Genomic DNA, 26,704 nt, shown 5'->3' with positions numbered 1-26,704 from the left:
CGGAGCAGAAGAGATGACGACCACCAGTCGCACTGCAACCCACCGGTTCGGCCGCATCAACGTTCACGTCCGACAGTTTCTGGTAGTCACAGCGCTGGTGGCCGGAACCGCTTTCGGGGCAACCCCGATCGTCATGGCCGCACCGGTGGAAGATGGACTCGATCTCGACGACTATGACCGTTGTTGGACCCGGGTAGTCCGAGACGACAACAACGAAGGGCCACGCGACCTCCAGGCATACAACCAGTTGTGCTGCCAGGCCGCCGGCGGTATCTGGAAGCCGGAAGACCCGATGAATTGCTACGCCCCTCCGGCGGAGAGGTCGCCGGGGGACAGCGGTCCCGTCACGGGCAAGCCCGGCGTGACACCGCCGCAGGCGTCGGATCCGGGTCTCGCACCGGTCGCTCCTCCGCCACCGCCGCCGGCACAGAATCCGGTCTTGGCGCCGAAGGGGTGAAGTTTGGCGAGCTTCACCGGCCTTTGCGCGCTCGATGCTCGTCGTGGCGGCCTGTTTGCGCTTTTCAGGTCACGCGAGCGGCCGAACGGGTGTTCGCCGGACTCTGCCCAGGGCACTTCGTGGAGCGGGCGACGGGAATCGAACCCGCGTAGCTAGTTTGGAAGACTAGGGCTCTACCATTGAGCTACGCCCGCATGTTGTGCACCGCAGATCGTACCGGCGCGCCGTCGATCAAGGCCAATTGGCTGCCGCGCGCGCATGCGTGCCGCCGGCAACACGTAGTATCTCGCGTGGTCAGTGACGCGCGTGCGGGCGACGAGGACCACCTTCGGGGTGTAGCGCAGCTTGGTAGCGCATCCGCTTTGGGAGCGGAAGGCCGCAGGTTCAAATCCTGTCACCCCGACAGCACCACCCGTATTCAGACATCGAGGAGTCAAAGAGCGTGAAGAGCACCGTCGAGAAGTTGAGCCCCACCCGGGTGCGCATCAACGTGGAGGTGCCCTTCACGGAACTGGAGCCCGATTTCGACCGCGCTTTCAAGCAGCTGGCCCAGCAGGTCCGGCTGCCCGGCTTCCGGCCCGGCAAGGCGCCCCGCAAGTTGCTCGAGGCGCGCGTCGGCCGTGAGGCGATGCTCGACCAGGTCGTCGGCGAGGCCGTGCCCGGCAAGTACTCCGAGGCGATCACCACCTCCGAGGTGCAGCCGCTGGGCCAGCCCGAGATCGAGATCACCAACAAGGAGTACGGCGAGGACCTGGTCTTCACCGCCGAGGTCGACGTGCGGCCCGAGATCGAGCTGCCCGATCTGGAATCCCTGACGATCACCGTCGACCCGATCGAGGTCGGCGACGACGAGGTGGACGCGGAGCTGCAGAATCTGCGTGCCCGGTTCGGCACCCTCACCGGTGTCGACCGGCCGGCCGCCGAGGGCGACTTCGTGTCCATCGACCTGTCTGCCACCGTCGACGGCGAGCCGGTGCCCGAGGCCGCCACCGAGGGCCTGTCCCACGAGGTCGGCTCCGGTCAGCTCATCGACGGCCTCGACGAGGCGATCACCGGGCTTTCCGAGGGCGAGAGCAAGGACTTCACCACCACGCTCGCCGCCGGTGAGTACGCCGGCCGCGAGGCCGTGGTGACCGTCACCGTCAAGTCGGTCAAGGAGCGCGAGCTGCCCGAGCCCGACGACGAGTTCGCCCAGCTGGCAAGCGAATTCGACACCTTCGAGGAGCTGCGCGAGAGCCTGGTGGAGCAGGTCCGCCGGGTCAAGCGCGTCACCCAGGCCGAGCAGATCCGTGACCGCGCGCTCGAGGCGCTGCTGGAGCAGACCGAGATCCCGCTGCCCGAGAAGGTGGTGCAGGCCCAGGTCGACGACACGGTCCACAACGCGATCCACGGCCTCGACCACGACGAGGAGCGGTTCGCCGAGCAGCTCGCCGAGCAGGGCAGCACCCGCGAGGAGTTCGACGCGGAAACCCGCAGCGACGCCGAGAAGGCCGTCAAGACCCAGCTGCTGATGGACGCGGTGGCCGACAAGCTCGACATCCAGGTCGGCCAGAACGACCTGACCGAGCGCCTGGTGCTGATGTCACGCCAGTACGGCATCGAGCCGCAGCAGCTGCTGCAGGTGCTGCAGCAGAACAACCAGCTGCCGGCGATGTTCGCCGACGTGCGGCGCGGGCTCACCATCGCCGCGGTGGTGCACGCCGCGACGGTCACCGACACCGAGGGCACGGTCATCGACACCACGGAGTTCTTCGGGCCCGCCGGCGACGCCGACGCCGAGGAAGCCGCCGCGGGTGAGGTCGAGGCCGACGTCGACGACACCGCCGAAGCCGAGGACACGGACGACCAGGCCGAGGCCGAGGCCGCCGACACCAAGTGACGCTGTGAGCGAACGCGCCCCCGTCAGGGAGTGCGGCGCGGCGCAGTTTGGTTAGTGTCGGTGACAGCCGATGAAGTTCGAGAGCGATGAAGACGTACGAGAAAGAGGTACTCAGCCGATGACGGAAATGCGTGGCGGGTCGCCAGGGCTCACACTGCAGGACTCGGTCTACGAGCGGTTGCTCGCCGAGCGCATCATCTTCCTTGGCTCTCAGGTCGACGATGACATCGCCAACCGGATCTGTGCGCAGATCCTGTTGCTGTCGGCCGAGGACCCCGTCAAGGACATCCACCTGTACATCAACTCGCCCGGCGGCTCGATCAGCGCCGGCATGGCGATCTACGACACCATGGTGCTCGCGCCGTGCGACGTGGCGACCTATGGCATGGGTATGGCCGCATCGATGGGTGAGTTCCTGCTCGCGGCGGGCACCAAGGGCAAGCGCTACGCCCTGCCGCACGCCCGCATCCTGATGCACCAGCCGTTGGGCGGCATCACCGGTGGCGCGGCGGACATCGCGATCCAGGCCGAGCAGTTCTCCTCGATCAAGAAGGAGATGTTCCGGCTGAACGCCGAGTTCACCGGTCAGACCATCGAGCGCATCGAAGCCGACTCCGATCGCGACCGCTGGTTCACCGCGCAGGAAGCCCTCGAGTACGGCTTCGTCGACCACATCATCACCAGCGCCAGCATCAACGACGGAGTGGCACCCTGATGACCAATCACACTGACCCCCGCGTCATGCCCCAGGCCCGCTACATCCTGCCGTCGTTCATCGAGCACTCGAGCTTCGGCGTCAAGGAGTCCAACCCGTACAACAAGCTGTTCGAGGAGCGCATCATCTTCCTCGGCGTGCAGGTCGACGACGCGTCGGCCAACGACATCATGGCCCAGCTGCTGGTCCTGGAGTCGCTGGATCCCGACCGCGACATCACCATGTACATCAACTCGCCCGGTGGCTCGTTCACCTCGCTGATGGCGATCTACGACACCATGCAGTACGTGCGTGCCGACATCCAGACCGTGTGCCTGGGCCAGGCGGCTTCGGCCGCGGCGGTGCTGCTGGCGGCAGGAACGCCAGGTAAGCGGCTTGCGCTGCCCAACGCCCGCATCCTGATTCATCAGCCGGCGCTGTCCGGTGTGATCCAGGGGCAGTTCTCCGACCTGGAGATCCAGGCCAAGGAGATCGAGCGGATGCGCACGCTGATGGAGACGACGCTGGCGGGCCACACCGGCAAGTCCGCCGAGCAGATCCGCAAGGACACCGACCGCGACAAGATCCTCACCGCCGCCGAGGCCAAGGATTACGGCGTCATCGACACGGTGCTCGAGTACCGCAAGCTGTCGGCGCAGAAGGGGTAGCCGGACTGTCCCGTTGGATCCGCTAACCGACGGTGGTTCCGGGTTGGGCGACCGGCCGGGGGCGCGGTGTCGGCGTCGGAAGCGGCGTGCCGGGTGGGGGCTCGTCGGCCACGCCCGCCGTAGCGCCGGGGGCGATCGGCACGGCGTCGACTTTGCGCGGTGGTGGGGCGGTGCACCAACCGGAGATCGGTCCGCCGACCCAGACGCCTCCGCTGTCGGCACAGCAGTGTGCGATTCGGTCGGCGTAGTCATCAGCTGCGAGGACACCGTTGACGTAGTCGTTGTCCGCTTTGGTGACGCAGCTGTCGTAGACACCGATGTCCCAGACCGGCTTGCCGTTCGCAACGGCGGACGCGCCGAGCGTGAGGCCCAGGCCCACGGTGGTGATCGCGACTGCGCGTGCGGCGACTTGGATTTTCATGTCTGGCTCCGATCAAGCGGTGGCGGTAGCGGCTCGTTGGAAGAATTCTGCGGATCACACCGACTTGCCGAAATCACCGCGAAGCCAGACTCCGCTGCCGAGATGAAAAGGTTTCCTGGCCGCCGGGCAAGCGGGTGTCGTGCGTCAGCGCTCGGTGAACGGGAGTTCGCGTCGGACTCGGCCTTCGGTATCGTGGTCGAAGCGCGCGCTCTCGGTCTGGTAACGGCGGCGACACGCCAGCGCGTCCGGAGCGTTCCAGCGGTTATCAGGCGATATGTTGGCGCGACAGTTGAATACCACCGACGCGATTCGGCTCTAACGGTCGCACCGCGCCGGAGCAAGCGGGTAGCGTCGGGAACTACGCCTCGGCGACGCCCGAAGTGAACCACCAGTCCGATTCACCGACTTGTGAACAGGAAGTAGGCCTCCACCACCATGGCACGTATCGGAGACGGCGGTGACCTGCTGAAGTGCTCGTTCTGTGGCAAGAGTCAGAAGCAGGTGAAGAAGCTCATCGCGGGTCCCGGTGTGTACATCTGCGACGAGTGCATCGACCTGTGCAACGAGATCATCGAAGAGGAGTTGGCCGACGCCGACGACGTCAAACTCGATGAACTCCCCAAGCCTGCGGAGATCCGCGACTTCCTCGAGGGCTATGTCATCGGGCAGGACACCGCCAAGCGCACGCTCGCAGTGGCGGTCTACAACCACTACAAGCGCATCCAGGCGGGGGAGAAGTCGCGCGATTCGCGCGCCGAGGCCGTCGAGCTGACCAAGTCCAACATCCTGATGCTCGGCCCGACCGGCTGCGGCAAGACCTACCTCGCCCAGACGCTGGCCAAGATGCTCAACGTCCCGTTCGCGATCGCCGATGCCACCGCGCTCACCGAGGCCGGCTACGTCGGTGAGGACGTCGAGAACATCCTCCTCAAGCTGATCCAGGCCGCCGACTACGACGTCAAGCGCGCCGAGACCGGCATCATCTACATCGACGAGGTCGACAAGATCGCCCGCAAGAGCGAGAACCCGTCGATCACCCGCGACGTGTCCGGTGAGGGTGTGCAGCAGGCGCTGCTGAAGATCCTCGAGGGCACCCAGGCGTCGGTGCCCCCGCAGGGCGGCCGCAAGCACCCGCACCAGGAATTCATCCAGATCGACACCACCAACGTGCTGTTCATCGTGGCCGGCGCGTTCGCCGGGCTCGAGCGGATCGTGCAGGACCGCGTCGGCAAGCGCGGGCTTGGCTTCGGCGCCGAGGTGCATTCGAAGGCCGAGATCGACACCCAGGACCACTTCGCCGAGGTCATGCCCGAAGACCTCATCAAGTTCGGTCTGATTCCCGAGTTCATCGGTCGCCTGCCGGTCGTCGCATCGGTGACGAACCTGGACAAGGAATCGCTGGTGCAGATCCTGTCCACGCCGAAGAACGCGCTGGTGAAGCAGTACACCCGGCTGTTCGAGATGGACGGCGTCGAGCTCGAGTTCGACGAGGACGCCCTCGACGCGATCGCCGACCAGGCGATCCACCGCGGCACCGGTGCCCGTGGTCTGCGCGCCATCATGGAAGAAGTCCTGCTGCCGGTGATGTACGACATCCCCAGCCGCGACGACGTCGCCAAGGTGGTCGTCACCAAGGAGACCGTGCAGGACAACGTGCTGCCGACGATCGTGCCGCGCAAGCCGACGCGCGCCGAACGCCGCGACAAGAGCGCCTGATCTGACCCGCTGAGCAGCGGGACGGCAGCGTCGTCCCCTCCTCGACGCTGCCGTCCCTTCTGCTGGTGGCTCATGCCGTGCCGACGGCGGCCACCTCTTCCCCCTGGCGTATCGCGACCGGCGCGCAGACGCAGACGACTGCCGGTGCGGTGTCGATCCCCTCCGGTGAGCGGTGCACGACGGCGAACTGGACGGCATCGCTGTCATCCCGGCGGGTCTGCTGCAGCACGGCCTCGGTGAGGCCGGCCCGGTCCGACTCGGTCAGCTCCCTGCCATGTGCCTGCTCGACAGCCCGCCGGTCGGCGCCCGTCAGCCCGAAATGCACCTCGCGCCAGCCGTCCCAGCCGTCCGGGCCGTGTTCGCGCCAGACCAGCACCGGCTCGGGGGCCGACGATGTGAGCAGGCCGCACACCGAGCTGACGAGTCCCCAGATGAGGAACGCGGTGATCGCGACGAACTGCAGCTCGGTCAGCATGGTTCGAGCCTGCGGGCCGCAGCGTGCAAGCGCATGAGTAGTCGACTACGCGACTTCGCGCGGCGCCACATTGCCGCGCTCGGCGATCACGTCGTGCACGAGCGCGGCGATCTCGGCGACGCCGTCGCGCCGGGCATAGCCGGCGGCGAGGTCGCGGGCTCTGCGCCCGTAGCGGTCGTCGTCGAGCACCGCACGAACCGCGGTGCGCACCGCTTCCGGTGACGGTGTGCCTGTGCGCAGGTCGATGCCCGCTCCGGCCCAGGCCACCCGGGCCGCCACCTCCGGCTTGTCCTCGGTGTCACCGGCCACCACCAGCGGCACCCCGGCGCTGAGCGCGCGCTGCACGGCGCCGTAGCCGCCGTTCGTCACCATGACGTCGACCTTGGGCAGCAGCAGATCGTGCGGGATGTATTCGGCGACATGGACATTGCTGGGCAGTGGAATCTTCAGGTCGGTCACCGGCCTGCCACCGGTGGTGGCGATGACGGTGACGTCCTCACCGCCCAGTGCGGCGATCGTCGGTGTAAGCAGTCGGCCGAGGTCGGCGTTGTCGATGGTGCCCTGGGTGACGTGCACGATCGGGCGCGCCGTGTCGAGCTGTTGCCACCAGGACGGAAGCGTCACGCCGGATGACGGTGCGGGATGAACCGTGCCGACGTATCGCACGGTGGTGGGCAGATCGCTGCGCGGATAATCGAATTCGGGGATGGTCGGCACGATGTAGCGGTCGGCCAGCAATCCCGCGTCCAGGACGAAGGTCTGCAGCGGGCCGGCGCCGAGGCGGTTCAGCACGTCCTCGGCCGCCCGCTGCGACTCCCGCAGCAGCACCTTCTGAGCGAGGACGGTGAGCGCCCGGTTCCGCAACCGGCCCGGCCACGACGATGACGGCGCCATGCCGAGGCCGCCGGGTGCGGTGTCGCGGCTGTTGATCATCAGCGGTGTGGTGGTGTAGGCGAGCACCGGCGGCCGGCCGGCCCGGTCGCCGAGCAGCAGCGGTAGCACACCCAGGAAGGCGGCGTCGACGATCACGGCGTCGAACCTGTTGTGCGCCAGGACTTCGGATAGCGCGCGGGCCTGGTGCGGCATCGGTGCGACGAACAGGTGGGTGATGTCGAAGTTGACCCGTGCGACACCCGTCGTCTCGGCGCGCCCCGGGAAGTCGATGTCGAGGCGCGACAGATCGAAGTCGGCCTCAGTGGGAATGGCGGCCGGCGTGGCGCCGACGGCACGGACCCGTTCGGCGTGGGTGGCCGACGTCAGCACGGTGACGCGGTCGCCACGGTCGATCAGTCCGGCGGCGACGCTGAGCAGTGGGCTCACGTGGCCGATCGGGGGCATCGCGACGATCAAGATCTCCGCCATGGGAGGGCTCCTTCGAGTGGTCGATTGTGTTCCGACCACTCCGACGAGCCACCGCCGTCAAAGGTTCACCGCGCGAGGCGGACGCTACCCGCCGCTCCGCCACGGCATCCGCGATCGCCGGGCCTGACGCCGCCGCTCAAGGGCGCTGCGCAGCCCGTATCGCACGTGGGGATCCGCCGGCCATGCGGGGTCACCGTCGAATCGCCGCTCGGACGCGGTCTCCGGGGCATCGTCCACCGTGGCGGTCAGGAACCGGTCCGGCAGCGCGAGTTTGTGGATGGTGCGCAGGGTGAGGAAGTACTGCCGGGCCAGCGGGCCGGTGGTGTAGGGCAGGTCGTACTTCTCGCACAACTGCCGCACCGACACCGCGATCTCCGGAAGGCGGTTGCTGGGCAGGTCGGGGAACAGGTGGTGTTCGATCTGATAGCAGAGGTGGCCGCTGAGGAACGCCATCAACGGGCCGGCGGTGAAGTTGGCACTGCCGAGCATCTGGCGCAGATACCAGTGCGGCTTCGTCTCGTCGGTCAGCACCGCAGGATCGAACTTCTCCGCCCCGTCGGGGAAGTGGCCGCAGAAGATCACCAGGTAGGCCCACAGGTTGCGCAGGACGTTGGCCGCGGTGTTGGCGCCCAACGTCCGTCGCCAGCGCCGCCCGCTCAGCGCGGGGAAGACCACGTAGTCCTTGGTGACCTGACGTGAGATCTTGCGTAGCAGCGCTTTCCGTCCGGCTGTTCGCTCGGCGGCGGTGTCCACACGGTCCCGGTTGGAGTGCACGCCGTGCAGCGCGATGCCCCATTCGAAGATGAGTGCGAGCAGCACGTTGCGTGCCGGCTGGATGAGGTGCTCCGGTCTCCAGGTCTGGTCCCGGGTCACCCGGATCACCCCGAAACCGATGTCGTCGTCCATGCCGAGGATGTTGGTGAAGACGTGGTGGGTGTAGTTGTGCGAGTAGCGCCACTGCGAGGACAGTCCCGCCATGTCCCACTCCCAGGTGTTGGAGTGGATCTCCGGGTCGTTCATCCAGTCCCACTGGCCGTGGCCGACGTTGTGCCCGATCTCCATGTTCTCGATGCTCTTGGCGGTGGCCAGCGCCACCGTGCCCAGCAGCCAGCCGGCCCGGCTGCGGCTGCACTGGATCGTCAGCCGCGCCGCGATGTCCAGCGTGCGCTGGAAGAAGATGGTCCTGCGGATATAGGCGGCGTCACGGGCGCCGAGATCTTCTTCGATGCGGGTGCGCAGGGTGTCGAGTTCACTGCCGAATGCGTCGAGGTCTGCGTCGGTCAGATGCGCGTAGGCGCGGACCTGGCTGATCACCATTGGTCAATCCTTGTTCGATGGCGTCCATGACATGTGGCGGTGGCCGTCGGGTCGGGGCAACCCGTCATCGCGTTGCCATACGATCCGAAGTCTACGGGTGCGTCCTGCTCAGCGGGTGACGCGGTCCGGCCGGGTGTACACGTTCATCGAGTCGCCCCGCAGGAACGCCACCAGCGTGAGTCCGGACTGGCTGGCCAGGTCGACGGCGAGCGACGACGGCGCCGACACCGCGGCGAGCACCGGGATGCCGGCCATCACCGCTTTCTGGGTGAGCTCGAACGATGCGCGACCGCTGACCAGCAGCACCGTGCCCGTCAGCGGGACGCGATCCTGTTCGGTCGCCCAGCCGATCACCTTGTCGACGGCGTTGTGCCTGCCGATGTCTTCGCGCACCACCAGCAGCGTGCCGTCGGTGGTGAACAGCGCGGCGCCGTGCAGGCCGCCGGTGCTGGCGAACACCTTCTGCGCCCGGCGCAACTGGTCCGGCATCGCCGACAGCGTCCCTGCGGGAACGGTCGACGGATCGTCGCCCGGACAGTGCCTGCTCGACAGCTGCACAGCCTCCAGCGACGCCTTGCCGCACACCCCGCAGGACGACGTGGTGTAGAAGTTGCGCCGCACGTCGATGTCCGGCATGGGCACCGTCGGCGCCAGGGTGACGTCGAGCACGTTGTAGGTGTTGGCGCCCGTTTCGTCAGCGCCGCGGCAATAGCGGACGGTCAGCACATCGTCACGGTGGCCGATGACGCCCTCGGTGAGCAGGAAACCCTGCGCGAGTTCGACATCGGAGCCCGGTGTGCGCATCGTCACGGTGATCGGCGTGCCGTTCAGGCGGATCTCCAGCGGTTCCTCGACCACCAGCGTCTCCGGCCGGGCGACGGTGTCCTCGCCGGTGAGGTGGTGCGCCCGCCGGCGGGTGGTCACTCGTCCCATGTCGAACCGCTCACCAGATCGCTGGGCGCGCTGGCCCTCTCGAGCCGGATGACGACGGCCTTGGAGACCGGGGTGTTCGACCTCGCGGCGACGTGGTCGAGGGGCACCAGCGAATTCGTCTCCGGGTAGTAGGCGGCGGCGTTGCCCGCAGGTGTCGAGTACGGCACCACCATGAAGTCCTTGGCCCGGCGTTCCTGCGTCTCGCCACCGACGGCGAACTCCGACACCAGATCGACACGGTCGCCTTCGGTGAGACCGAATTCGGCGAGGTCGGTCGGGTTGACGAAGACGACGCGCCGGCCACCCTCGACACCGCGGTAGCGGTCGCTCAGCCCGTAGATCGTGGTGTTGTACTGGTCGTGGCTGCGCAGGGTCTGCAGCACCAGTCGGCCGGGCGGCACCGGCACCCATTCGAGCTCGTTGACAGCGAAGTTGGCTTTGCCTGTGCTGGTCGGGAACTCGCGTGAGTCGCGGGGGCCGTTGGGCAGCTGGAAGCCGTCGGGTGCGCGCACCCTGGCGTTGTAGTCGGTGCATCCGGGCACCACGGCGGCGATGGCGTCGCGGATGGTGTCGTAGTCGGCGTTGAACCGCTCCCACGGCACCGGATGGTCGGGGCCGAGCAGCTCGCGAGCCAACTGGCAGATGATGGCGACCTCGCTGCGCACCTCGTCGCCCGGCGGGTGCAGGCTGCCGCGCGACAGGTGCACCATCGACATCGAATCCTCTACGGAAACCTGTTGTTTCATGCCGTTCTGCAGGTCACGGTCGGTGCGGCCGAGCGAGGGCAGGATGAGCGCGGTGCGGCCGTGCACGATGTGGCTGCGGTTGAGCTTCGTCGACACCTGCACGGTGAGCGAGCAACTGCGCAGCGCGGCCTCGGTCACCGCGGTGTCCGGCGTCGCCAGCGCGAAGTTGCCGCCCATGCCCATGAACACCTTGGCCCGGCCATCGCGCATCGCCCGGATCGCGTCGACGGTGTCCACGCCGTGGTCGCGCGGGCTGACGATTCCGAAGTGGGCGTCCAGCGCGGCGAGGAACGCCTCCGGCATCTTCTCCCAGATGCCCATCGTGCGGTCGCCCTGCACGTTGGAATGGCCACGCACCGGGCACAATCCGGCCCCGGGCTTGCCGATCATGCCGCGCATCAGCAGCACGTTGGCGATCTCGGAGATCATCGCCACCGCATGCCGGTGCTGCGTGAGCCCCATCGCCCAGCACGCCACGGTGCGCTGCGAACCGGCGACCATCGCCGCCACCCGTTCCAGCTGTTCGCGGTCGATGCCGGTGGCCTCGAGCACGGCGTCCAGGTCCACCGCCCGGGCGTGCGCCTCGTACTCGGCGAAGCCAGCGCAGTGCTTGTCGATGAATTCGCGGTCGACGACGGTGCCGGGCTGCCGGTCGTCGGCCTCCAACAGCAGGCGCGCCACGCCCGCGAACAGCGCCATGTCGCCGCCGAGGCGGATCTGGACGAACTCGTCGGCGATCGGCACCCCGTGTCCGACCACGCCGTGCACCTTTTGCGGGTCCTTGAAGCGGATCAGGCCGGCCTCGGGCAGTGGATTGACGGCGATGATCTTCGCGCCGTCGGCCTTCGCCTTCTCCAGCACCGACAGCATCCGGGGATGGTTGGTGCCCGGATTCTGGCCGGCGATGATGATCAGGTCCGCGGTGGCGACGTCCTCGACGCTGACCGATCCCTTGCCGATGCCGATCGCATCGCCCAGCGCGGCGCCCGAGGACTCGTGGCACATGTTCGAACAGTCCGGCAGGTTGTTGGTGCCGAAGCTGCGGACCAGCAGCTGGTACAGGAACGCGGCCTCGTTGCTGGTGCGACCAGAGGTGTAGAACACCGCCTCGTTCGGATCGGCGAGGGCCCGCAATTCGCCGGCGATCAGCCGGTACGCCTCGGCCCAGCCGATCTCGCGGTAGTGGTCGTCACCGGGACGCAGCACCACCGGGTGGGTGAGCCTGCCCTGCTGGCTCAGCCAGTACTCGGGACGGGCTCCCAGGTCGGCGATCGAGTGCCGGGCGAAGAACTCCGGTGTCACCACCCGCTTGGTGGCCTCCTCGGCGACGGCCTTCGCGCCGTTCTCGCAGAACTCGGCGAACTTGCGGCCGCCGGGCTCCTCCGGCCAGGCACAACCGGGGCAGTCGAACCCGTGCCTCTGGTTGAGCCGGACCAGCGATGCGGCGGTGCGCAGCGGACCCATCGACTTGAGGCCGCGCTGCAGCGACACCAGCACGGCTTTGACGCCCGCGGCCTCGCCTTCCGGTCCGGTGGTCACCGCGGCGTGCTCGTCGTAGTCCGCCTCGATGTCGCGGGTGACACCGCGTCCTCTGCGTAGTCGAAGCCCCATGAAACCAGCGTAGGCGTCGTCGCAACGCCGCGGCCGCGGGTCGGGGTGGTGAGGTGGTGACGCCGCGGGACGGCGATTGAATTCTGCCGGTGACGGGCGCGTAACAAGTTTGCCATCGACCGTTCCTAGTGTTGGCCGGTCAACCGTCGGCGTGAGACACGCGCGGACCATGGGAGTGATAGGAACTTCATTGAGCGGAAATGCCGTGCGTCTGCAGGCCATCAACAACGTCGAGGCGTACGTGCCGCCGGCGATCAGCTTCGATCCCGCCGAGGCGCCCGGCGAGATCTTCGGATCGAACGTGTTCACCAAGGCCGAGATGCAGTTGCGGCTGCCCAAGTCGGTGTACAAGTCCGTGGTCGCCACCATCGAGAAGGGCGCCAAACTCGACCCGGCCGTCGCCGACTCCGTCGCCTCGGTGATGAAGGACTGGGCGCTGTCCAAGGGGGCCACCCACTACGCCCACGTCTTCTACCCGATGACCGGGTTCACCGCCGAGAAGCACGACAGCTTCCTCGAGCCGGTCTCCGACGGCCAGACGCTGGCCGAGTTCGCCGGCAAGACCCTGATCCAGGGTGAGCCCGACGCGTCGAGTTTCCCGTCGGGCGGCCTGCGCAGCACCTTCGAGGCGCGCGGCTACACCGGCTGGGACGTCACCAGCCCGGCGTACATCCTGGAGAACCCGAACGGCAACACGCTGTGCATCCCGACGGTGTTCGTCTCGATGACCGGTGAGGCGCTGGACTTCAAGACGCCGCTGCTGCGCAGCCAGCAGGCGATGGGCGCGCAGGCCGAGCGCATCCTGAAGCTGTTCGGCCACAAAGACTTCGATCACATCGTGTCGTTCTGCGGTCCTGAGCAGGAGTACTTCCTGATCGACCGGCACTTCTTCCTCGCCCGCCCGGACCTGATCAACGCGGGACGCACCCTGTTCGGCACCAAGCCGCCGAAAGGCCAGGAGTTCGACGACCACTACTTCGGCGCCATCCCCGAGCGCGTGCTCGGCTTCATGATGGACACCGAACGCGAGCTGTTCAAGCTGGGCATCCCGGCCAAGACCCGCCACAACGAGGTCGCGCCCGGCCAGTTCGAGATCGCGCCGATGTTCGAGCGGGCCAACATCGCCGCCGATCATCAGCAGTTGCTGATGACCACGTTCAAGACCATCGCCAAGAAGCACGGCATGGAGTGCCTGTTCCACGAGAAGCCGTTCGCCGGGGTCAACGGTTCGGGCAAGCACGTGAACTTCTCGATGGGCAACGCGCAGTTCGGCAGCCTGCTGGTGCCCGGCGACACCCCGCACGAGAACGCGCAGTTCCTGGTGTTCTGTGCCGCGGTGATCCGCGCGGTGCACAAGTACGCCGGCCTGCTGCGGGTGTCGGTCGCCTCGGCCACCAACGACCACCGTCTCGGCGCCAACGAGGCACCGCCCGCGATCATCTCGATCTTCCTCGGCGATCAGCTCGCCGACGTCTTCGACCAGATCGCCAAGGGCGCGGCGACGTCGTCGAAGGGCAAGGGCACCATGATCATCGGCGTCGACACCCTGCCGATCCTGCCCACCGATCCGGGCGACCGTAACCGCACCAGCCCGTTCGCGTTCACCGGCAACCGCTTCGAGTTCCGCGCGCCCGGTTCGGGCCAGACGATCAACGTGCCGATGATCATCCTGAACACGATCATGGCCGACTCGCTGGACTACATGGCCACGGTGCTGGAGAAGGCCGTGTCCGACGGCGAGGCGTTCGACACCGCGGTGCAGACGCTGCTCACCGAGATCATCACCGAGCACGGCGCGGTGGTGTTCAACGGCGACGGCTACTCCGAGAACTGGCACATCGAGGCGGCCGAGCGTGGACTGCCCAACCTCAAGACCACCCTCGACGCGGTTCCCGAGCTGATCAAGCCGGAGGCGATCGAGGTGTTCGAGCGGTACGGCGTGTTCAGCGAGCGCGAACTGCACAGCCGCTACGAGGTCCGCCTCGAGCAGTACGCGCTGACCGTCGCGGTCGAGGCGAAGCTGGCCCTGGAGCTGGGATCCACGGTCATCCTGCCCGCGGCGGTGCGCTACCAGACCGAGCTCGCGCAGAACGTCGCGACGCTCAAGGCGGCCGGCATCGAGCCCGACATGACGCTGCTGCAGGGTGTTTCGGAGCCGATCGGCGAGCTGACCGCGGCGGTGTCGGCGCTGAAGGCCGCGCTGGCCCATCACGCCGAGGGCGCGCTCGAGGAGGCGACCCACGCCCGCGACGGCCTGCTTCCCGCGATGGACGCGGTGCGTGCCGCCGCGGACACCCTCGAGGGCATCGTCGCCGACGACCTGTGGCCGCTGCCGACCTACCAGGAGATGCTCTACATCCTCTGATCAACACGGCCGCTGACCCGCTTCGCCGCGTACCCCGTACCGCCGCCGGGTGTGAGGGTTCCCGTCCTGTACGGGCCCTGGTAACCGCAGCCCTCACACTCGGCGGCCACGCTCACGCGGGGTCGATGATCTGCACCACGCCGCCGGACACCCCGGCGACGAACAGCCGACCGGTCGTCGCGTCGACACCGAGGGTGTACGGGTTCTGCACGGTCGGCAGCCGCTGGAGCTCGCGTGGCTGCGCCGAGGACATGTCGTAGCCGACGACCTCGTTGGTGCCCGACGAGGCGACCCACAGCCGGTCACGGGTCGGGTCGTAGGCGATGCCGTACGGCCCACCGGCCTGCGGCACCGAGGCGACCTCACGGGGCGTCGGCCGCGGCTCGAACACGCGCACCGCGTCGCCGCGGGTGTCGGTGGCGATCATCCGGCCGTGCCGGTCGGCGACCAGATGGGTCGGGCCCTCTCCTGCCGGTGTCGACCCGACGATGGTCAGCCGGTCGCTGTCGTAGACGGTCAGGTCGTTCTTGCGCACGTCGAGCAGTCCCATCGAGGTGCCCACCGGTGCGAGCCCGGCCGGCTGGACGCTGTCGGTGAAGACCTTGACGATGTCGTCGCCACGCACCGCGGCGACGGTGCCGCCCAGTTCGTTGGCGACGAACACGGTGCCGTTCGGGGCCTGCGCGGCGTCGTGCGGAACCGTCCCGGTGATCACCTGCGGTTCGGCCCGGCCGCCGGGCAGCTCGACCCGGATCAACGCGTCGGCGCTCTCGACGGGCACCAGGACGGGTCCTCCGGGCGCGGCGAGCTGCAGGTGGCGCACGAAGCCGGGCAGCGGTGTACGTGCGACGACGTCGCCGCTGTCGGCGTCGAGCAGCACCAGCGTGTCGGGTTTGCGGGTGGCCACCGCGACGATGCGGGTCTGCGCGTCGACGACGACACCTTCGGGTGCGGTGCCGACCGCCACCGTACGGCCGGGCACCGGTGCGGTCTGTCGCGGCGCCTGTTGCGGTTCGGCGGGCGGTGGCAGGTCGCCGGCAGGCGGGCGGTTGCCCTCGGTCGGCACCCCGGAGGGCAGCAGGCCGGTGGTCGTCGTTGCCGCACCGGGCGTCGACGGCTCGGCGGGGGACTGCTCCGCGGCCTCACCGCCGCAGCCCGCGAGGATCAGCACGAGCGTCAACAGCAGTGGTCGCAGGGTCATGGCGGTCGGATAGCCACGGCCGCCCGCGCCGAGACGGCCCGGCCCGGATCGTAAGAATTCCGCCACCAGGGGTTCCCGCGTCCGGGAATGGGGAATGTGCAGGTCGACATGAGACCCACACCCCACCGAGGCCGGCACCGATGGCCGGCCTGACGCTGCTGCTCGGGCTGGCGGCGGCCACCGTGCTGCTGGCTCCGCTCGCCGAGCGCATCAACCTGCCCTATCCCGTGGTACTGCTGATCTTCGGCCTCGCCCTGGCCTATGTGCCGGGGCTTCCGCCGCCGACGGTGAACCCGGAACTGATCCTGCCGCTGGTGCTGCCCCCGCTGCTCTTCGCCGCGGCCCGTCGCACGTCGTGGCGGCAGTTCCTGGACAACCGTCGCGCCATCGGCCTGCTCGCGATCGCGCTGGTCGGGGTGACCGCGTGCGCGGTCGGCGTGGTGCTGCAGGCGGTGGTGCCCGGGCTGCCACTCATCGCCGCGCTCGCGCTGGGTGCGGCGGTGGCGCCGCCCGATCCGGTTGCCGCCACCGCGGTGGCGAACAAGCTGAAGTTGCCCCGCCGGTTGCGCACCATCCTGGAGGGCGAGGGACTGGTCAACGACGCGACGTCACTGGTCCTCTACGAGGTGGCTGTCGCGTCGACGGTGACGGGGGCGTTCGTGCCCTGGCATGCCGGTGCGACGCTCGGAGCGGCGGTGGGCATCGGGATCGCGGTGGGGCTGGCGATCGCCGTCGCGACGCGCTGGCTGCTGAAGAAGCTGCCCGCCCACCCCGCGGGCAGCGCACTGGTGCTGGTGATGCCGTTCGCGGCATACGTGGCCGCCGACGCGGCGCACGGCAGCGGGGTGCTCGCGGTGGTCACGATCGCGCTGGCGCTCAGCCGCTATGCCGACCAGGAGTCCGCGCAGACCCGGCTGGTGTCCGGGACGACGTGGGAGATCATCGAATTGTTGGTCACGGGGGCGGCCTTCGCGTTCGTCGGCCTGGAACTGCGCGCCGTCGCCGACCAGGTGTCCGGGTCGTTCGGCACGCTGATCGGGCAGGCACTGCTGATCACGGCGGTGGTGGTGGTGGTGCGGTTCCTGTGGATCTTCCCCGTCGCCGCGATCGACGAGAAGGTCATGCGGCGACGTAGCGACAGGCCCGAACCCGTCGGCTGGCGGGAGATGACGGTGGCGTCGTGGGCGGGCATGCGAGGGGTGGTGACGCTGGCGGCGGTGCTGGCGCTGCCGCCCGGCTTCCCGGAGCGTGAGCGGCTGATCTTCATCGCGTTCGTGGTGATCATCGGCACGATGCTGGCCCAAGGCCTCACCCTGCCGGTGCTGGTCCGCGTTCTCGGTGTCACGGTGTCGGGCGAAGAGCAGGACGCCGAGGAACAGGAGCTGCTGCAACGGGCCCGGGACGCCGGATTCCGCCGTCTCGACGAGGTCCGCGACCGCGGCGACGTCGACTCGCAGGTGATCGACGAGGCCTGCGAGAACGCCACCCGCATGTGGCACTCGCTCGGGTTGATCCGAGACGAGGCCGACCGGCAGGACACCGTGCACGTGCACGACGCCTGCACGGTGAACGCGCTCAAGGAGGAGGTGCTCGAAGCCGCTCGCGACGCGGTGGTGGGCGCCCGCGCGAAATCGGGCACCGACCCCACCGTCGTCGATCGCGTGTTGCGCCGCCTCGACGCCCGCGGCACCTCCGACTGAGCGCCGGGGACCTTGCGATTTGTGGAGTCCTAGCCGCGGTGAGCGCGGCTCAGACTCCACAAATCACTGGTTCTGCGGGAAGCCCAACTCGATGCCGCCGTGGCTGGGGTCGAGCCAGCGGCTGGTGATGGCCTTCTGCCGGGTGAAGAACTGCACGCCGTCCATCCCGTGGGCGTGGGAGTCGCCGAACAGCGAGGCCTTCCAGCCGCCGAAGCTGTAGTACGCCATAGGCACCGGGATCGGCACGTTGATGCCGACCATGCCGACCTGCACCTCGTTCTGGAACCGCCGGGCGGCGCCACCGTCGTTGGTGAAGATCGCGGTGCCGTTGCCGTAGGGGTTGGTGTTGATGAGATCGAGTGCCTCGTCGTAGGTTTCGACGCGCACGACCGACAGCACAGGGCCGAAGATCTCGTCGGTGTAGACGCTCATCTCGGGGGTGACGTGGTCGATCAGGGTGGGCCCGAGCCAGAAACCCTGCTCGCCGCCGTCGGCTTCGACGGAGCGGCCGTCGACGACGATCTTGGCGCCGTCGGCCTCGCCGGCGTCGATGTAGGACGCCACCTTGTCGCGGTGGGCCTTGGTCACCAGTGGGCCCATGTCCGAATCCCCGGTGCCGTCGCCGATCTTCAACGGCGTAGTGCGTTCGGCGATCTTGGCGACCAGGTCGTCGGCGATCGGGCCGACGGCCACGCAGGCGCTGATGGCCATGCACCGCTCACCGGCGGAGCCGAAGCCGGCGTTGACCATCGCGTCGGCGGCCAGGTCGAGATCGGCGTCGGGCAGGATCACGGCGTGGTTCTTGGCGCCGCCGAGGGCCTGGACCCGCTTGCCCGCGGCGGTGCCGGTCGAGTACACGTACTGCGCGATGGGCGTCGACCCGACGAAAGACACCGACTTGACCTTCGGGTTGGTCAGCAGTTCGTCGACGGCGGTCTTGTCGCCCTGCAGCACGTTGAACACCCCGTCGGGCAGACCGGCCTCGGCCCACAGCGCGGCGATCCACAGCGCCGCGGACGGGTCCTTCTCCGAGGGCTTGAGCACGACGGTGTTGCCCGTCGCGATGGCGATCGGGAAGAACCACATCGGCACCATCGCCGGGAAGTTGAAGGGGCTGATGACGCCGACGACGCCGAGCGGCTGGCGGACCGAGTAGACGTCGACCTTGGTCGAGGCGTTCTCGGTGAACCCGCCCTTCAGCAGATGCGGGATGCCGCAGGCGAACTCGACGACCTCCTGGCCGCGGCTGACCTCTCCGAGCGCATCGGAGACGACCTTGCCGTGCTCGGCGGTGATGATCCGGGCCAGCTCGCCCTTGCGGGCATTGAGCAGTTCCCGGAAGTTGAACAGGATCGCGGTGCGTTTGGCCAGCGAGGTGTCGCGCCACGCCGGGAACGCCGCTGCGGCGGCGTCGATGACGGCGCGGGCGTCCTCGACGCCGGCCAGGGCGACCTCGCCGGTGACCTGACCGGTGGCCGGGTTGGTCACCGGGGCCGTCCCGGTGCCGGTGCCGGTGAACGGCGCGTTGTTCATCCAGTGGGTGATCGTGCTCATGGTCGGGCTCCGTACTTCGAGACGTACTCGGTCATGGTCTTCAGTTGGTAGCGGGACACGTCGTGGGCGGTCTCGTCCTCGGCGAACACCGACGACACCATCACGGTGTCATCGCGATCGTAGAAGCCGAGTTCAGCCAGGCCGCCGAAGAACTCGTCCCAGTCGACGTCGCCGTCGCCGATCTTGAGGTGCTGGTGCACCCGCGCCGGATTGCCCGGCGGATTGGTGATGTAACGCAAGCCGTGGCTGCGGTGGTGGTCCATGGTGTCGGCGACGTGCACCAGGCGCAATTTGTCACCGGCGGCCCGCATGATGGCCGCCATGTCACCCCCCATATGGAAGGTGTGGCAGGCGACGTAGACCATGCCGATGTTGGGTGAGTTCACGCCGCGGATGATGCGGACCGCTTCGAGGCCGTCCTCGACGAAATCGTCGGGATGCGGGTCGATCCGGACGTCGATGCCCTCGCGCTCGAAGATCGGCACCAGCTCCTCCATCGACCGGAAGAACGCCCGCTCCGATTCCTCGGCCTTCTCCGGGCGGCCGGAGAACTCGGTGTTGATGACGTTCACCCCGAGGTCGACGGTGATCTGGACGACCCGCTTCCAATTGCGTACTGCCGCTTCGCGGGCATCCTCGTCGGGGCCCGACCACCGCAGCACCGGTAGCACCGACGCGATGCCGACACCCGCATCGGCGCACGCCTTGCGGAACTTCGCCACCAGGTCGTCGTCGGCGCGGGGGTGGTTGAAAAACGGGATGAAGTCCCGGTGCGGGGTGAGTTGCAGGTGTTCGTAGCCGAGTTCGGCGACCAGCGCCGGGAACTCGAGCAGGTCGTGGTCGTGGTGGAACGGCGTGGGGTCGAGGGCGATCTTCACGTCAGGCCCCCGGGATCGACGCGCGGTCGACCATCGTCACGTCGACGGGCAGTCCGCTGTTCAGCGACTCCACGCCCGCCTCACACACGGCGGCGGCGGCGTACCCGTCCCAGGCGGTGGGCCCGTCTGTGTGGTCTCCCGAGCCGGCCCCGGCCGCCACCGCGTCCACCCAGCGCTGGAACTCGGTGTCGTAGGCCTGGCCGAACCGCTCGCGGAACCCGGGCGTGATCTGCCCGCCCCACGTGCCGTCGCCGCGCTTGCGGATCAGTCCGACGTCCAGGCCGATCATCGCACTGCCCTTCTCGGCCACCACCTCGGTGCGCACCTCGTAGGCGACGCCGGTGGTGACGAACAGTTCGACGTCGACGTGCCTGCCCGACGCCGTCCGCATGATCGCGATCTGCGGGTCGGCAAGCCCCTGTGGTGCACCGGGATTGGCGGCCGGCTTGATGATCTGGATCGATGTGATCTCCTCGTCGAAGAGGAAACGGGTGACGTCGACCTCGTGCACCAGCGAGTCGCGGACCACCATCGCGCTGTCGAACGTCGGTGGCACGGCGGGGTTGCGGTGCGCGCAGTGCAGCACCAGCGCGCGGCCCAGCTCACCTCCGTCGAGCAGGGCCTTCAGCTGGGCGTACTCGTGGTCGAACCGGCGCATGAAGCCGACCTGGATGAGCCGGCGACCCAGTTCGGCCTCGCGTTTGACCACGCCGAGGGCGGTCTCCACGTCAGTGGTCAGCGGTTTCTCACACAACACCGGCTTGCCGTGCTCGAGGCAGGCCAGCAGTTGCTTCTCGTGGGTCGGGCCCGGGGTGGCGAGCACGACGGCGTCGACGTCGGGATCGGCGATGGCGTCGAGGGGGTCGACGACCGCGCGGCACCCGGGGATGGCCGCGGCGATCTGTTCGGCCTTCTCGGTGACGTAGTCGTTGACCACGGACACCCGGGCCCCCGAGATCCGGGTGGTGAGACGCGCCACGTGGTCGGCGCCCATGACGCCGACACCGAGGACGGCTACACGCAAGTCAGACATGGCTTCTCATTCCTGGTTGAAGCGGACGGAAGGGACACCGCACGAACCCAGGTAGGACCGGGTGCGCTGGGCGATGGGCAGGGGAGCGTCGACCTCGCACGGGTACATGTCCTGTTCGACGATCGCGAAGACATCGATACCGAGCCGTTCGATCTCCGCGAGCAGCGGTGGCATCTCCGGAACACCCAGCGGCGGTTCGATCATCGCGCCGAGTCGGACGGCCTCACCGAACGGAAGGTCCTCGGCCTCGACCTTGGCGACCACCGCCGGGTCGACCTGCTTGAGGTGCAGGTAGCCGATCCGCTCGGGCGCCCGGCGGATGATGGCGATGTTGTCGCCGCCGCAGTAGCTGATGTGCCCGGTGTCCAGACACAGGTTGACGAACTCGCCGTCCGTCCCGTCGAGGAACCGGTACACGTTCTCCTCGGTGTCGACGTGGCTGTCGGCATGCGGGTGGTACTGCGCACGCAAGCCGTACTTCTCGAACATCGCCCGGCCGAGTTCGTCCATGCCCGTGGTCTTCTTGCGCCACTGCTCGGCGGTGAGATCGCGGTCCTCGAGCACCTCGCCCGTGGCGGGATCACGCCACATCTCGGGAATGACGACCACGTGCTTGCCGCCGACCGCCGCGGTCAGCTTGGCGACGTCCTCGACCTGGCTCCACACCGCCGACCACGAATCGTCGCCGTCTTTGTGCAGATGCTCGAAGACCGTGCCGGCCGACAACTTCAGGTTGCGCTTGGCGAGCTCGTCGGAGAGCAGGGCGGGGTCGGTGGGCAGGTAGCCGAACGGACCGAGTTCGATCCACTCGTAACCGGACGCCGCGACCTCGTCGAGGAACCGGGTGTAGGGCGTCTGCTGCGGGTCGGCGGGGAACCACACGCCCCAGGAGTCGGGGGCGCTGCCGACGAGAATGGTGCTCACGCTGTGTCCTTCGTGCTCAGGAGGGTCGGAGGTGGGGCCGCTGGATCGTCTTCCAGTCGGCGTAGGTGCGGTGGGCGGCCTGTGTGGACTCGAGGGTGGAGACCTCGCTGACCGGTACGTCCCACCAGGATTCGCTGTCCGGCGCGGGGATCAGCGGATCGGTCTCGACGTGGATGACTGTGGTGCGGTCGCTGGCCTTGGCCACCTTGACGGCGTCACCGAACTCGGCCGCGGTGCTCACCTTGATCACCTCGGCGCCGAGGCTGGCGGCGTTGGCGGCGAGGTCGACGGGCAGCTTGTCGCCGTCGAGCCGGCCGTCGCGGCCACGGAAGCGGTACGCGGTGCCGAACCGCTGCGAGCCGAGCGCCTCCGACAGAGACCCGATGGACGCGAAGCCGTGATTCTGCACGAGCACGACGATCACCTTGATGCCCTCCTGGACGGCGGTCACCAGCTCGGTGGCCATCATCAGGTAGGAGCCGTCGCCGACCATCACGAAGACGTCGCGGGTCTCGTCGGCCATCCGCACGCCGAGGCCGCCCGCGACCTCGTAACCCATGCAGGAGTAGCCGTACTCGACGTGGTAGCCCTTGGGATCGCGGGTGCGCCACAGCTTGTGCAGATCGCCGGGCATCGACCCGGCCGCGCACACCACCACGTCACGCGGATCGCTGAGCGTGTTCGCCAGGCCGATGACCTGGTTCTGGTTCAGTGCGACACCGTCTTCCACCGCGTAGGCGGCCGACACGGTGTCGTCCCATTCCGTGGCCAGCGCGGCGGCGCGGGCGCGGTAGTCGTCGCTCACCGCATACCCGTCCAGTGCCGCACCGAGCGCATCGAGCGCCTCGCGCGCGTCGGAGACGACGCTGATGCCGCCCTGCTTCACCGAGTCCAGCGACGCCACGTTGATGTTGACGAACCGCACGTCGGGGTTGTTGAACGCGGTGCGCGACGCGGAGGTGAAATCGCTGTAGCGGGTGCCGATCCCGATGACGACGTCGGCCTCGGTGGCCAGGGCGTTCGCCGCGGTGGTGCCCGTCGATCCGACGGCGCCCATGCACTGCGGGTGGTCGTAGGGCAGCGCCCCCTTGCCTGCCTGGCTCATCCCGACCGGGATTCCGGTCCTCTTGCTGAATGTGGCGAGCGCGTCGGTGGCCCCGGAGTACACGACGCCGCCGCCGGCGACGATGAGCGGGGTACGCGCCGACCGGATCACCTCGGCGGCGCGCTCGATCACCGAGCGTTCCGGCAGTGGCCGCGCGACGTGCCACGTGCGTTCGGCGAAAAGCGATTCCGGCCAATCGTGGGCCTCGGCCTGAACGTCCTGCGGGATCGCGACGGTGGCCGCGCCGGTCTCGACGGGATCGGTGAGCACGCGCATCGCGCCGAGCAGTGCAGCGGGCAGCTGCTCTGGCCGCCACACCCGGTCGAAGTACCGCGACAAGGGTTTGAACGCATCGTTGACGGTGACGTCGCCGCTGGACGGCAGTTCGAGTTCCTGCAGGACGGGCGCGCTGGCGCGGGTGGCGAAGGTGTCGGCCGGAAGCAGCAGCACCGGGAGCCGGTTGATCGTCGCCAGTGCGGCGCCGGTCAGCATGTTGGTCGCTCCGGGGCCGACACTGGCGGTGACCGCCCAGGTCTGCAGCCGGTCCTTCTGCCGCGCGTAAGCGACGGCACTGTGCACCATGGCCTGTTCGTTGCGGCCGAGCACGTAGGGCAGCTTCGGGGCGGTGCCGGCTTCGTGCGCGGTCACCTCGTCCTCGAGCAGCGCCTGCCCCAGGCCCGCGACGTTGCCGTGGCCGAAGATGCCGAAGCAGCCGGCGAAGAACTTCGTGCGTTCGCCGTCGCGTTCGACGTACTGGTTGCCCAGGAAACGGATGGTGGCCTGCGCCACTGTGAGTCGGACGGTCGCCTCGGTGTCGGGCGTCTTCTCGGCCCGCTTCGGTGCGGTGGAGACCACGATCAGTGTCCTCTCGGTGCGTGCAGGGGAAGGCGGGGGTCGACGGCCTGGTCGGCCCAGGTGCCGCGCAACCAGGTGTGCTCGGGATCGTCGACGATCTTCCAGGCGCGTTCCTCGCCCGGTCCGGCCATGACGTTCAGGTAGTACATGTGGTAGCCGGGGGCGGCGACCGACGGACCGTGGTAGCCGTGCGGCACCAGCACGACGTCGCCGGTGCGCACTTCTTCGAGCACTTCGATGGGGCGCTCCGGCGTGCCGTACACCCGGTGGTAGCCGAAGCCCCGCGAACCGTCCGGGCCGGGGGCGATCTCGAAGTAGTAGATCTCCTCGAGTTCGCTTTCGGTCGGCGTGTTCTCGTCGTGCTTGTGCGCGGGGTAGCTCGACCAGTTGCCGCCGGGGGTGATGACCTCGCAGGCGATCAGCGAGTCCGCCTCGAAGACATCCGCGGTGCCGAAGTTGTGCACCTGGCGGCTGCAGTTGCCCGCACCCCGCAACTCCACCGACACGTCCGCCGCGGCGACCCGCCGGTTCGGGAAGCGCCGGGTTGCGCGGGCTCCGCAGATCGCGAACCGACCCGAGCCGGTGAGCACGTACCTCTGGCCGATGCCGAGATAGACCATGTCGGAGGGACCGTCGAACACCGAAGCACGAGGCGCGAGTTCGAAGTTCTCGCCGCCACAGTCGACGGTGCCGCCGCCGGCCAGCGGCAGGATCATCACCTCGGTGTCACCGGTGGCGAGCTCGGCACACCCGGTGTCGTCGAGTTCGAGCACCTGGAGCGAGGATTCGGTCCAGCCCGCCGATTCCGGGGTGATGTCGACGGTGTGGGGCGGCGTCGCGCTGCGGGCCGGGATGTAGAGCTTGCTGTGCATCGTCACCTCACCATCGACACGGCGGTGGCGACGGCCGTGCGGACGTCGTCGTCGGGGGGATAGAGCAGGGTGCGGCCGACGATGAGGCCGCGCACCGCGGGCAGCGCGAGTGCCTTCTCCCAGCTGGCGAATGCCTCGTCGGGATCGGTCGGATCGCCGCCGAGCAGCAGGGTCGGCATTGTCGTCGCCTCCATGACGCGGTCCATCTCGTCGACGACGGGAAGTTTCATCCAGCTGTACGCCGAGGTGGAGCCGAGCCCCTGCGCGATGTGGATGGACTTGATCACCGCGTCGGGGGACAGGTCGTTGCGGACCTTGCCCGCGACCCGGCCCGACATGAACGGTTCCACCATGGCGACCAGTCCGTGCGCGGCCAGTTCGTCGACCGCTCGCGCGCACGCCACCATGGTCGACACGGTGCCGGGGTCGTCGAGATCGATGCGGCACAGCATCTTCCCGCCGTTCATCCGCGCTGCGGCAGTGGAGGCGGCGGTCGCACCCGTCATGCGGTCGTCGAGTTCGAAGCATGCGCCGGCCAGCCCGCCGCGGTTGAAGGAGGAGAACACCACCTTGTCCTCCAGCGCGCCGAGCAGCACCAGGTCGTCGAGGATGTCGGCGGTGGCGAGCACCCCGTCGACGCCGGGGTCGGCGAGTGCGGCCCGCAACCGGTCGAGCAGATCGACGCGACTGTTCATCGCCGTGACACGCGATCCGACGGCGAGCGCGCCGCGCGCCGGGTGGTCGGCCGCCACGATCATCAGCCGGCCGTCGCCGCGGACAGTCGGGCGGGTGACGCGGTCCGCCCAGGCCCGGGCGACCGCGCCGGGATCGGCAGCACGTATCCCGGTGATGTCGGCGTAGGTGAGGTCAGACATTGACGGCCTCCACGGCGGTCTGCTCGGCCAGTGCCGCGACCTCGGCCGTGGTCGGCATCGCGGTCGAGCACTCGAGCCGGGTCGCCACGATGGCACCTGCGGCGTTGGCATAGCGCAGTGTCTTCTCCAGCGGCCAGCCGTTCAGCAGGCCGTGGATGAGGCTGCCGCCGAACGCGTCGCCGGCGCCCAGGCCGTTGACGACGTCGACGTCGTTGGGCGGCACGGTGACCGAACTGTGTCGGGTCTTGCCGAGCACGCCGCGCGGGCCCTGCTTGACGATGGCCAGCTCGACACCCAGGTCGAGCAGGGCCTCGGCGGCCTTGCGCGGATTCGACTCGCCGACAGCGATCTCGCATTCCTCGCGGTTGCCCACCGCGACAGTGACGTGGGGCAGGGCGCGCTGCACCTGTTCGGTCGCGGCGGCGGGCGACTCCCAGAACATCGGCCGGTAGTCGAGGTCGAGCACCGTCAGCGGGCTTCTGCCGCGAGCTGCCCAGGCCGCGAAATGCGCACTGCGACTTGGCTCTTCGGAGAGGCCAGTCACGGTCGACCAGTACAGGCGGGCCGCCCTGATCGCATCGGTGTCGAGTTCGTCGGCGCTGATCTGCAGGTCGGGAGCCGACGGCTTGCGGTAGAAGTACAGCGGAAAGTGGTCCGGCGGGAAGATCTCGCAGAACGTCACCGGCGTCGGGAATTCGTCGTGCACGGAGACGAACCGGCTGTCGACGCCCAGGCGTTCGAGCTCGGCGCGCACGAACCGGCCGAACGGATCCGCGCCGGCTCCGGAGATCAGTGCGGTGCGGTTGCCGAGCCGGGCGGCAGCAACCGCGACGTTGGCGGCGCTGCCGCCGAGGAACTTTCCGAAGGTCTCGACGTCCTCCAGGCCGACGCCTGTCTGGAGGGGGTAGACGTCGACACCGCTGCGGCCGATCGCGACGACGTCGAACGGTTCCGTGCTGGTCAATTCGGCTCCCAGGGATCGGGGGGCGGTAGGTGTCTACGACTGTGCCTCGCGCCACTCGGCTCTGTCAATAGTTTGTCCTGACATTCTAACTTTATGTCA

The 26,704-nt window shown here is 68.5% G+C and carries 22 protein-coding genes and 2 tRNA genes; 8 read left to right on the top strand and 16 right to left on the bottom strand.

The genetic code is table 11. The features are described from left to right. The first annotated feature begins 13 nt into the window (after nucleotides 1-13). Entirely contained in the window at nucleotides 14-457 is a 444-nt protein-coding gene (locus tag H7I41_RS25620) for a hypothetical protein (RefSeq protein WP_264015444.1), read from the top strand. 120 nt (nucleotides 458-577) lie between these two features. Here H7I41_RS25620 and H7I41_RS25615 read toward each other — a convergent pair. Next, nucleotides 578-651: transfer RNA gene (locus H7I41_RS25615), tRNA-Gly, on the bottom strand. Nucleotides 652-786: 135 nt separating this feature from the next. On the opposite strand from H7I41_RS25615, the gene H7I41_RS25610 reads away from it, so the two are divergent. The 4 genes from H7I41_RS25610 (at nucleotide 787) to H7I41_RS25595 (ending at nucleotide 3,698) form a co-directional block, all read left to right on the top strand. Next, nucleotides 787-860, top strand: a tRNA-Pro gene (locus tag H7I41_RS25610). Nucleotides 861-899: 39 nt separating this feature from the next. Next, nucleotides 900-2,336 carry a trigger factor gene (gene tig, locus H7I41_RS25605; protein ID WP_264015443.1) on the top strand — a complete coding sequence of 479 codons (1,437 nt, stop codon included), beginning with the start codon at nucleotides 900-902 and terminating at the stop codon, nucleotides 2,334-2,336. A gap of 118 nt (nucleotides 2,337-2,454) precedes the next feature. Beyond that, nucleotides 2,455-3,051 (top strand): ATP-dependent Clp protease proteolytic subunit, encoded by a 597-nt coding sequence (locus H7I41_RS25600; protein ID WP_264015442.1) that lies wholly within the window; start codon nucleotides 2,455-2,457, stop codon nucleotides 3,049-3,051. Next, nucleotides 3,051-3,698: an ATP-dependent Clp protease proteolytic subunit gene (locus tag H7I41_RS25595; RefSeq protein WP_264015441.1), complete on the top strand. Its 648-nt coding sequence runs from the start codon at nucleotides 3,051-3,053 to the stop codon at nucleotides 3,696-3,698. The genes H7I41_RS25600 and H7I41_RS25595 overlap by 1 nt, the downstream gene beginning before the upstream one ends. Before the next feature lie 22 nt (nucleotides 3,699-3,720). On the opposite strand, the gene H7I41_RS25590 is transcribed toward H7I41_RS25595, so the two are convergent. After that, nucleotides 3,721-4,119 (bottom strand): hypothetical protein, encoded by a 399-nt coding sequence (locus H7I41_RS25590; protein WP_264015440.1) that lies wholly within the window; start codon nucleotides 4,117-4,119, stop codon nucleotides 3,721-3,723. Between the two features lie 435 nt (nucleotides 4,120-4,554). Here H7I41_RS25590 and clpX point away from each other — a divergent pair, with 435 nt between their 5' ends. Next, nucleotides 4,555-5,835, top strand: coding sequence for an ATP-dependent Clp protease ATP-binding subunit ClpX (gene clpX / locus H7I41_RS25585; RefSeq protein WP_264015439.1), 1,281 nt, complete (start codon nucleotides 4,555-4,557; stop codon nucleotides 5,833-5,835). A 70-nt stretch (nucleotides 5,836-5,905) separates the two neighbouring features. On the opposite strand, the gene H7I41_RS25580 is transcribed toward clpX, so the two are convergent. The 5 genes from H7I41_RS25580 to H7I41_RS25560 form a co-directional block, all read right to left on the bottom strand. Beyond that, the gene (locus tag H7I41_RS25580) at nucleotides 5,906-6,310 is read right to left on the bottom strand and encodes a hypothetical protein (RefSeq protein ID WP_264015438.1); all 405 of its coding nucleotides are present in this window, start codon (nucleotides 6,308-6,310) and stop codon (nucleotides 5,906-5,908) included. Nucleotides 6,311-6,355: 45 nt separating this feature from the next. Continuing rightward, nucleotides 6,356-7,672 carry a nucleotide disphospho-sugar-binding domain-containing protein gene (locus H7I41_RS25575; protein ID WP_264015437.1) on the bottom strand — a complete coding sequence of 439 codons (1,317 nt, stop codon included), beginning with the start codon at nucleotides 7,670-7,672 and terminating at the stop codon, nucleotides 6,356-6,358. 84 nt (nucleotides 7,673-7,756) lie between these two features. Next, nucleotides 7,757-8,989, bottom strand: a complete 1,233-nt coding sequence (locus H7I41_RS25570; protein WP_264015435.1) for a fatty acid desaturase family protein — start codon at nucleotides 8,987-8,989, stop codon at nucleotides 7,757-7,759. Nucleotides 8,990-9,097: 108 nt separating this feature from the next. Continuing rightward, nucleotides 9,098-9,922, bottom strand: a complete 825-nt coding sequence (fdhD, locus tag H7I41_RS25565) for a formate dehydrogenase accessory sulfurtransferase FdhD (protein WP_264015434.1) — start codon at nucleotides 9,920-9,922, stop codon at nucleotides 9,098-9,100. Continuing rightward, entirely contained in the window at nucleotides 9,910-12,279 is a 2,370-nt protein-coding gene (locus H7I41_RS25560; protein ID WP_264015433.1) for an FdhF/YdeP family oxidoreductase, read from the bottom strand. Before H7I41_RS25560 ends, fdhD begins: the two co-directional genes overlap by 13 nt. A gap of 190 nt (nucleotides 12,280-12,469) precedes the next feature. Here H7I41_RS25560 and H7I41_RS25555 point away from each other — a divergent pair, with 190 nt between their 5' ends. After that, nucleotides 12,470-14,644 (top strand): glutamine synthetase III family protein, encoded by a 2,175-nt coding sequence (locus H7I41_RS25555; protein ID WP_264015432.1) that lies wholly within the window; start codon nucleotides 12,470-12,472, stop codon nucleotides 14,642-14,644. Nucleotides 14,645-14,756: 112 nt separating this feature from the next. Here the strand turns inward: H7I41_RS25555 and H7I41_RS25550 are convergent, their stop codons facing one another. Next, nucleotides 14,757-15,845: a YncE family protein gene (locus tag H7I41_RS25550; protein WP_264015431.1), complete on the bottom strand. Its 1,089-nt coding sequence runs from the start codon at nucleotides 15,843-15,845 to the stop codon at nucleotides 14,757-14,759. A gap of 140 nt (nucleotides 15,846-15,985) precedes the next feature. Here H7I41_RS25550 and H7I41_RS25545 point away from each other — a divergent pair, with 140 nt between their 5' ends. Next, a complete protein-coding gene (locus tag H7I41_RS25545) occupies nucleotides 15,986-17,545 on the top strand; it encodes a Na+/H+ antiporter (protein WP_264015430.1) in 1,560 nt (519 codons plus the stop codon). 63 nt (nucleotides 17,546-17,608) lie between these two features. Here H7I41_RS25545 and H7I41_RS25540 read toward each other — a convergent pair whose 3' ends face one another. From H7I41_RS25540 to iolC, 8 genes are read right to left on the bottom strand one after another with little or no spacing between them, the layout of a single operon-like run. Next, entirely contained in the window at nucleotides 17,609-19,099 is a 1,491-nt protein-coding gene (locus H7I41_RS25540) for a CoA-acylating methylmalonate-semialdehyde dehydrogenase (RefSeq protein WP_264015429.1), read from the bottom strand. Next, on the bottom strand, nucleotides 19,096-19,977 hold the full coding sequence (locus H7I41_RS25535) for a sugar phosphate isomerase/epimerase family protein (RefSeq protein WP_264015428.1): 882 nt from the start codon (nucleotides 19,975-19,977) through the stop codon (nucleotides 19,096-19,098). The genes H7I41_RS25540 and H7I41_RS25535 overlap by 4 nt, the downstream gene beginning before the upstream one ends. 1 nt (nucleotide 19,978) lies before the next feature. Continuing rightward, nucleotides 19,979-21,010 carry a Gfo/Idh/MocA family protein gene (locus H7I41_RS25530; protein WP_264015427.1) on the bottom strand — a complete coding sequence of 344 codons (1,032 nt, stop codon included), beginning with the start codon at nucleotides 21,008-21,010 and terminating at the stop codon, nucleotides 19,979-19,981. Nucleotides 21,011-21,016: 6 nt separating this feature from the next. Further along, the gene (locus tag H7I41_RS25525) at nucleotides 21,017-21,934 is read right to left on the bottom strand and encodes a sugar phosphate isomerase/epimerase family protein (RefSeq protein ID WP_264015426.1); all 918 of its coding nucleotides are present in this window, start codon (nucleotides 21,932-21,934) and stop codon (nucleotides 21,017-21,019) included. A 16-nt stretch (nucleotides 21,935-21,950) separates the two neighbouring features. Continuing rightward, entirely contained in the window at nucleotides 21,951-23,894 is a 1,944-nt protein-coding gene (gene iolD / locus H7I41_RS25520) for a 3D-(3,5/4)-trihydroxycyclohexane-1,2-dione acylhydrolase (decyclizing) (RefSeq protein WP_264015425.1), read from the bottom strand. Nucleotides 23,895-23,896: 2 nt separating this feature from the next. Next, nucleotides 23,897-24,766 carry a 5-deoxy-glucuronate isomerase gene (iolB, locus tag H7I41_RS25515; RefSeq protein ID WP_264015424.1) on the bottom strand — a complete coding sequence of 290 codons (870 nt, stop codon included), beginning with the start codon at nucleotides 24,764-24,766 and terminating at the stop codon, nucleotides 23,897-23,899. Between the two features lie 2 nt (nucleotides 24,767-24,768). After that, nucleotides 24,769-25,641, bottom strand: a complete 873-nt coding sequence (locus H7I41_RS25510; protein WP_264015422.1) for a Cgl0159 family (beta/alpha)8-fold protein — start codon at nucleotides 25,639-25,641, stop codon at nucleotides 24,769-24,771. Further along, nucleotides 25,634-26,605 carry a 5-dehydro-2-deoxygluconokinase gene (gene iolC, locus H7I41_RS25505; RefSeq protein WP_264015421.1) on the bottom strand — a complete coding sequence of 324 codons (972 nt, stop codon included), beginning with the start codon at nucleotides 26,603-26,605 and terminating at the stop codon, nucleotides 25,634-25,636. Before iolC ends, H7I41_RS25510 begins: the two co-directional genes overlap by 8 nt. Nucleotides 26,606-26,704 lie beyond the last annotated feature (99 nt).

Origin of the sequence: [Mycobacterium] manitobense (genome assembly GCF_025821665.1) — a bacterium.
Taxonomy (GTDB): Bacteria; Actinomycetota; Actinomycetes; order Mycobacteriales; family Mycobacteriaceae; genus Mycobacterium; species Mycobacterium arseniciresistens.
This window is presented reverse-complemented; position numbering and strand designations above follow the sequence as displayed.

Coding starts and splice junctions, on each gene's coding strand:
- H7I41_RS25620 (WP_264015444.1), top strand. CDS start 14: ATGACGACCACCAGTCGCACTGCAACCCACCGGTTCGGCCGCATCAAC.
- H7I41_RS25600 (WP_264015442.1), top strand. CDS start 2,455: ATGACGGAAATGCGTGGCGGGTCGCCAGGGCTCACACTGCAGGACTCG.
- H7I41_RS25595 (WP_264015441.1), top strand. CDS start 3,051: ATGACCAATCACACTGACCCCCGCGTCATGCCCCAGGCCCGCTACATC.
- H7I41_RS25590 (WP_264015440.1), bottom strand. CDS start 4,119: ATGAAAATCCAAGTCGCCGCACGCGCAGTCGCGATCACCACCGTGGGC.
- clpX (WP_264015439.1), top strand. CDS start 4,555: ATGGCACGTATCGGAGACGGCGGTGACCTGCTGAAGTGCTCGTTCTGT.
- H7I41_RS25580 (WP_264015438.1), bottom strand. CDS start 6,310: ATGCTGACCGAGCTGCAGTTCGTCGCGATCACCGCGTTCCTCATCTGG.
- H7I41_RS25575 (WP_264015437.1), bottom strand. CDS start 7,672: ATGGCGGAGATCTTGATCGTCGCGATGCCCCCGATCGGCCACGTGAGC.
- H7I41_RS25570 (WP_264015435.1), bottom strand. CDS start 8,989: ATGGTGATCAGCCAGGTCCGCGCCTACGCGCATCTGACCGACGCAGAC.
- fdhD (WP_264015434.1), bottom strand. CDS start 9,922: ATGGGACGAGTGACCACCCGCCGGCGGGCGCACCACCTCACCGGCGAG.
- H7I41_RS25560 (WP_264015433.1), bottom strand. CDS start 12,279: ATGGGGCTTCGACTACGCAGAGGACGCGGTGTCACCCGCGACATCGAG.
- H7I41_RS25550 (WP_264015431.1), bottom strand. CDS start 15,845: ATGACCCTGCGACCACTGCTGTTGACGCTCGTGCTGATCCTCGCGGGC.
- H7I41_RS25545 (WP_264015430.1), top strand. CDS start 15,986: ATGGCCGGCCTGACGCTGCTGCTCGGGCTGGCGGCGGCCACCGTGCTG.
- H7I41_RS25540 (WP_264015429.1), bottom strand. CDS start 19,099: ATGAGCACGATCACCCACTGGATGAACAACGCGCCGTTCACCGGCACC.
- H7I41_RS25530 (WP_264015427.1), bottom strand. CDS start 21,010: ATGTCTGACTTGCGTGTAGCCGTCCTCGGTGTCGGCGTCATGGGCGCC.
- iolB (WP_264015424.1), bottom strand. CDS start 24,766: ATGCACAGCAAGCTCTACATCCCGGCCCGCAGCGCGACGCCGCCCCAC.
- H7I41_RS25510 (WP_264015422.1), bottom strand. CDS start 25,641: ATGTCTGACCTCACCTACGCCGACATCACCGGGATACGTGCTGCCGAT.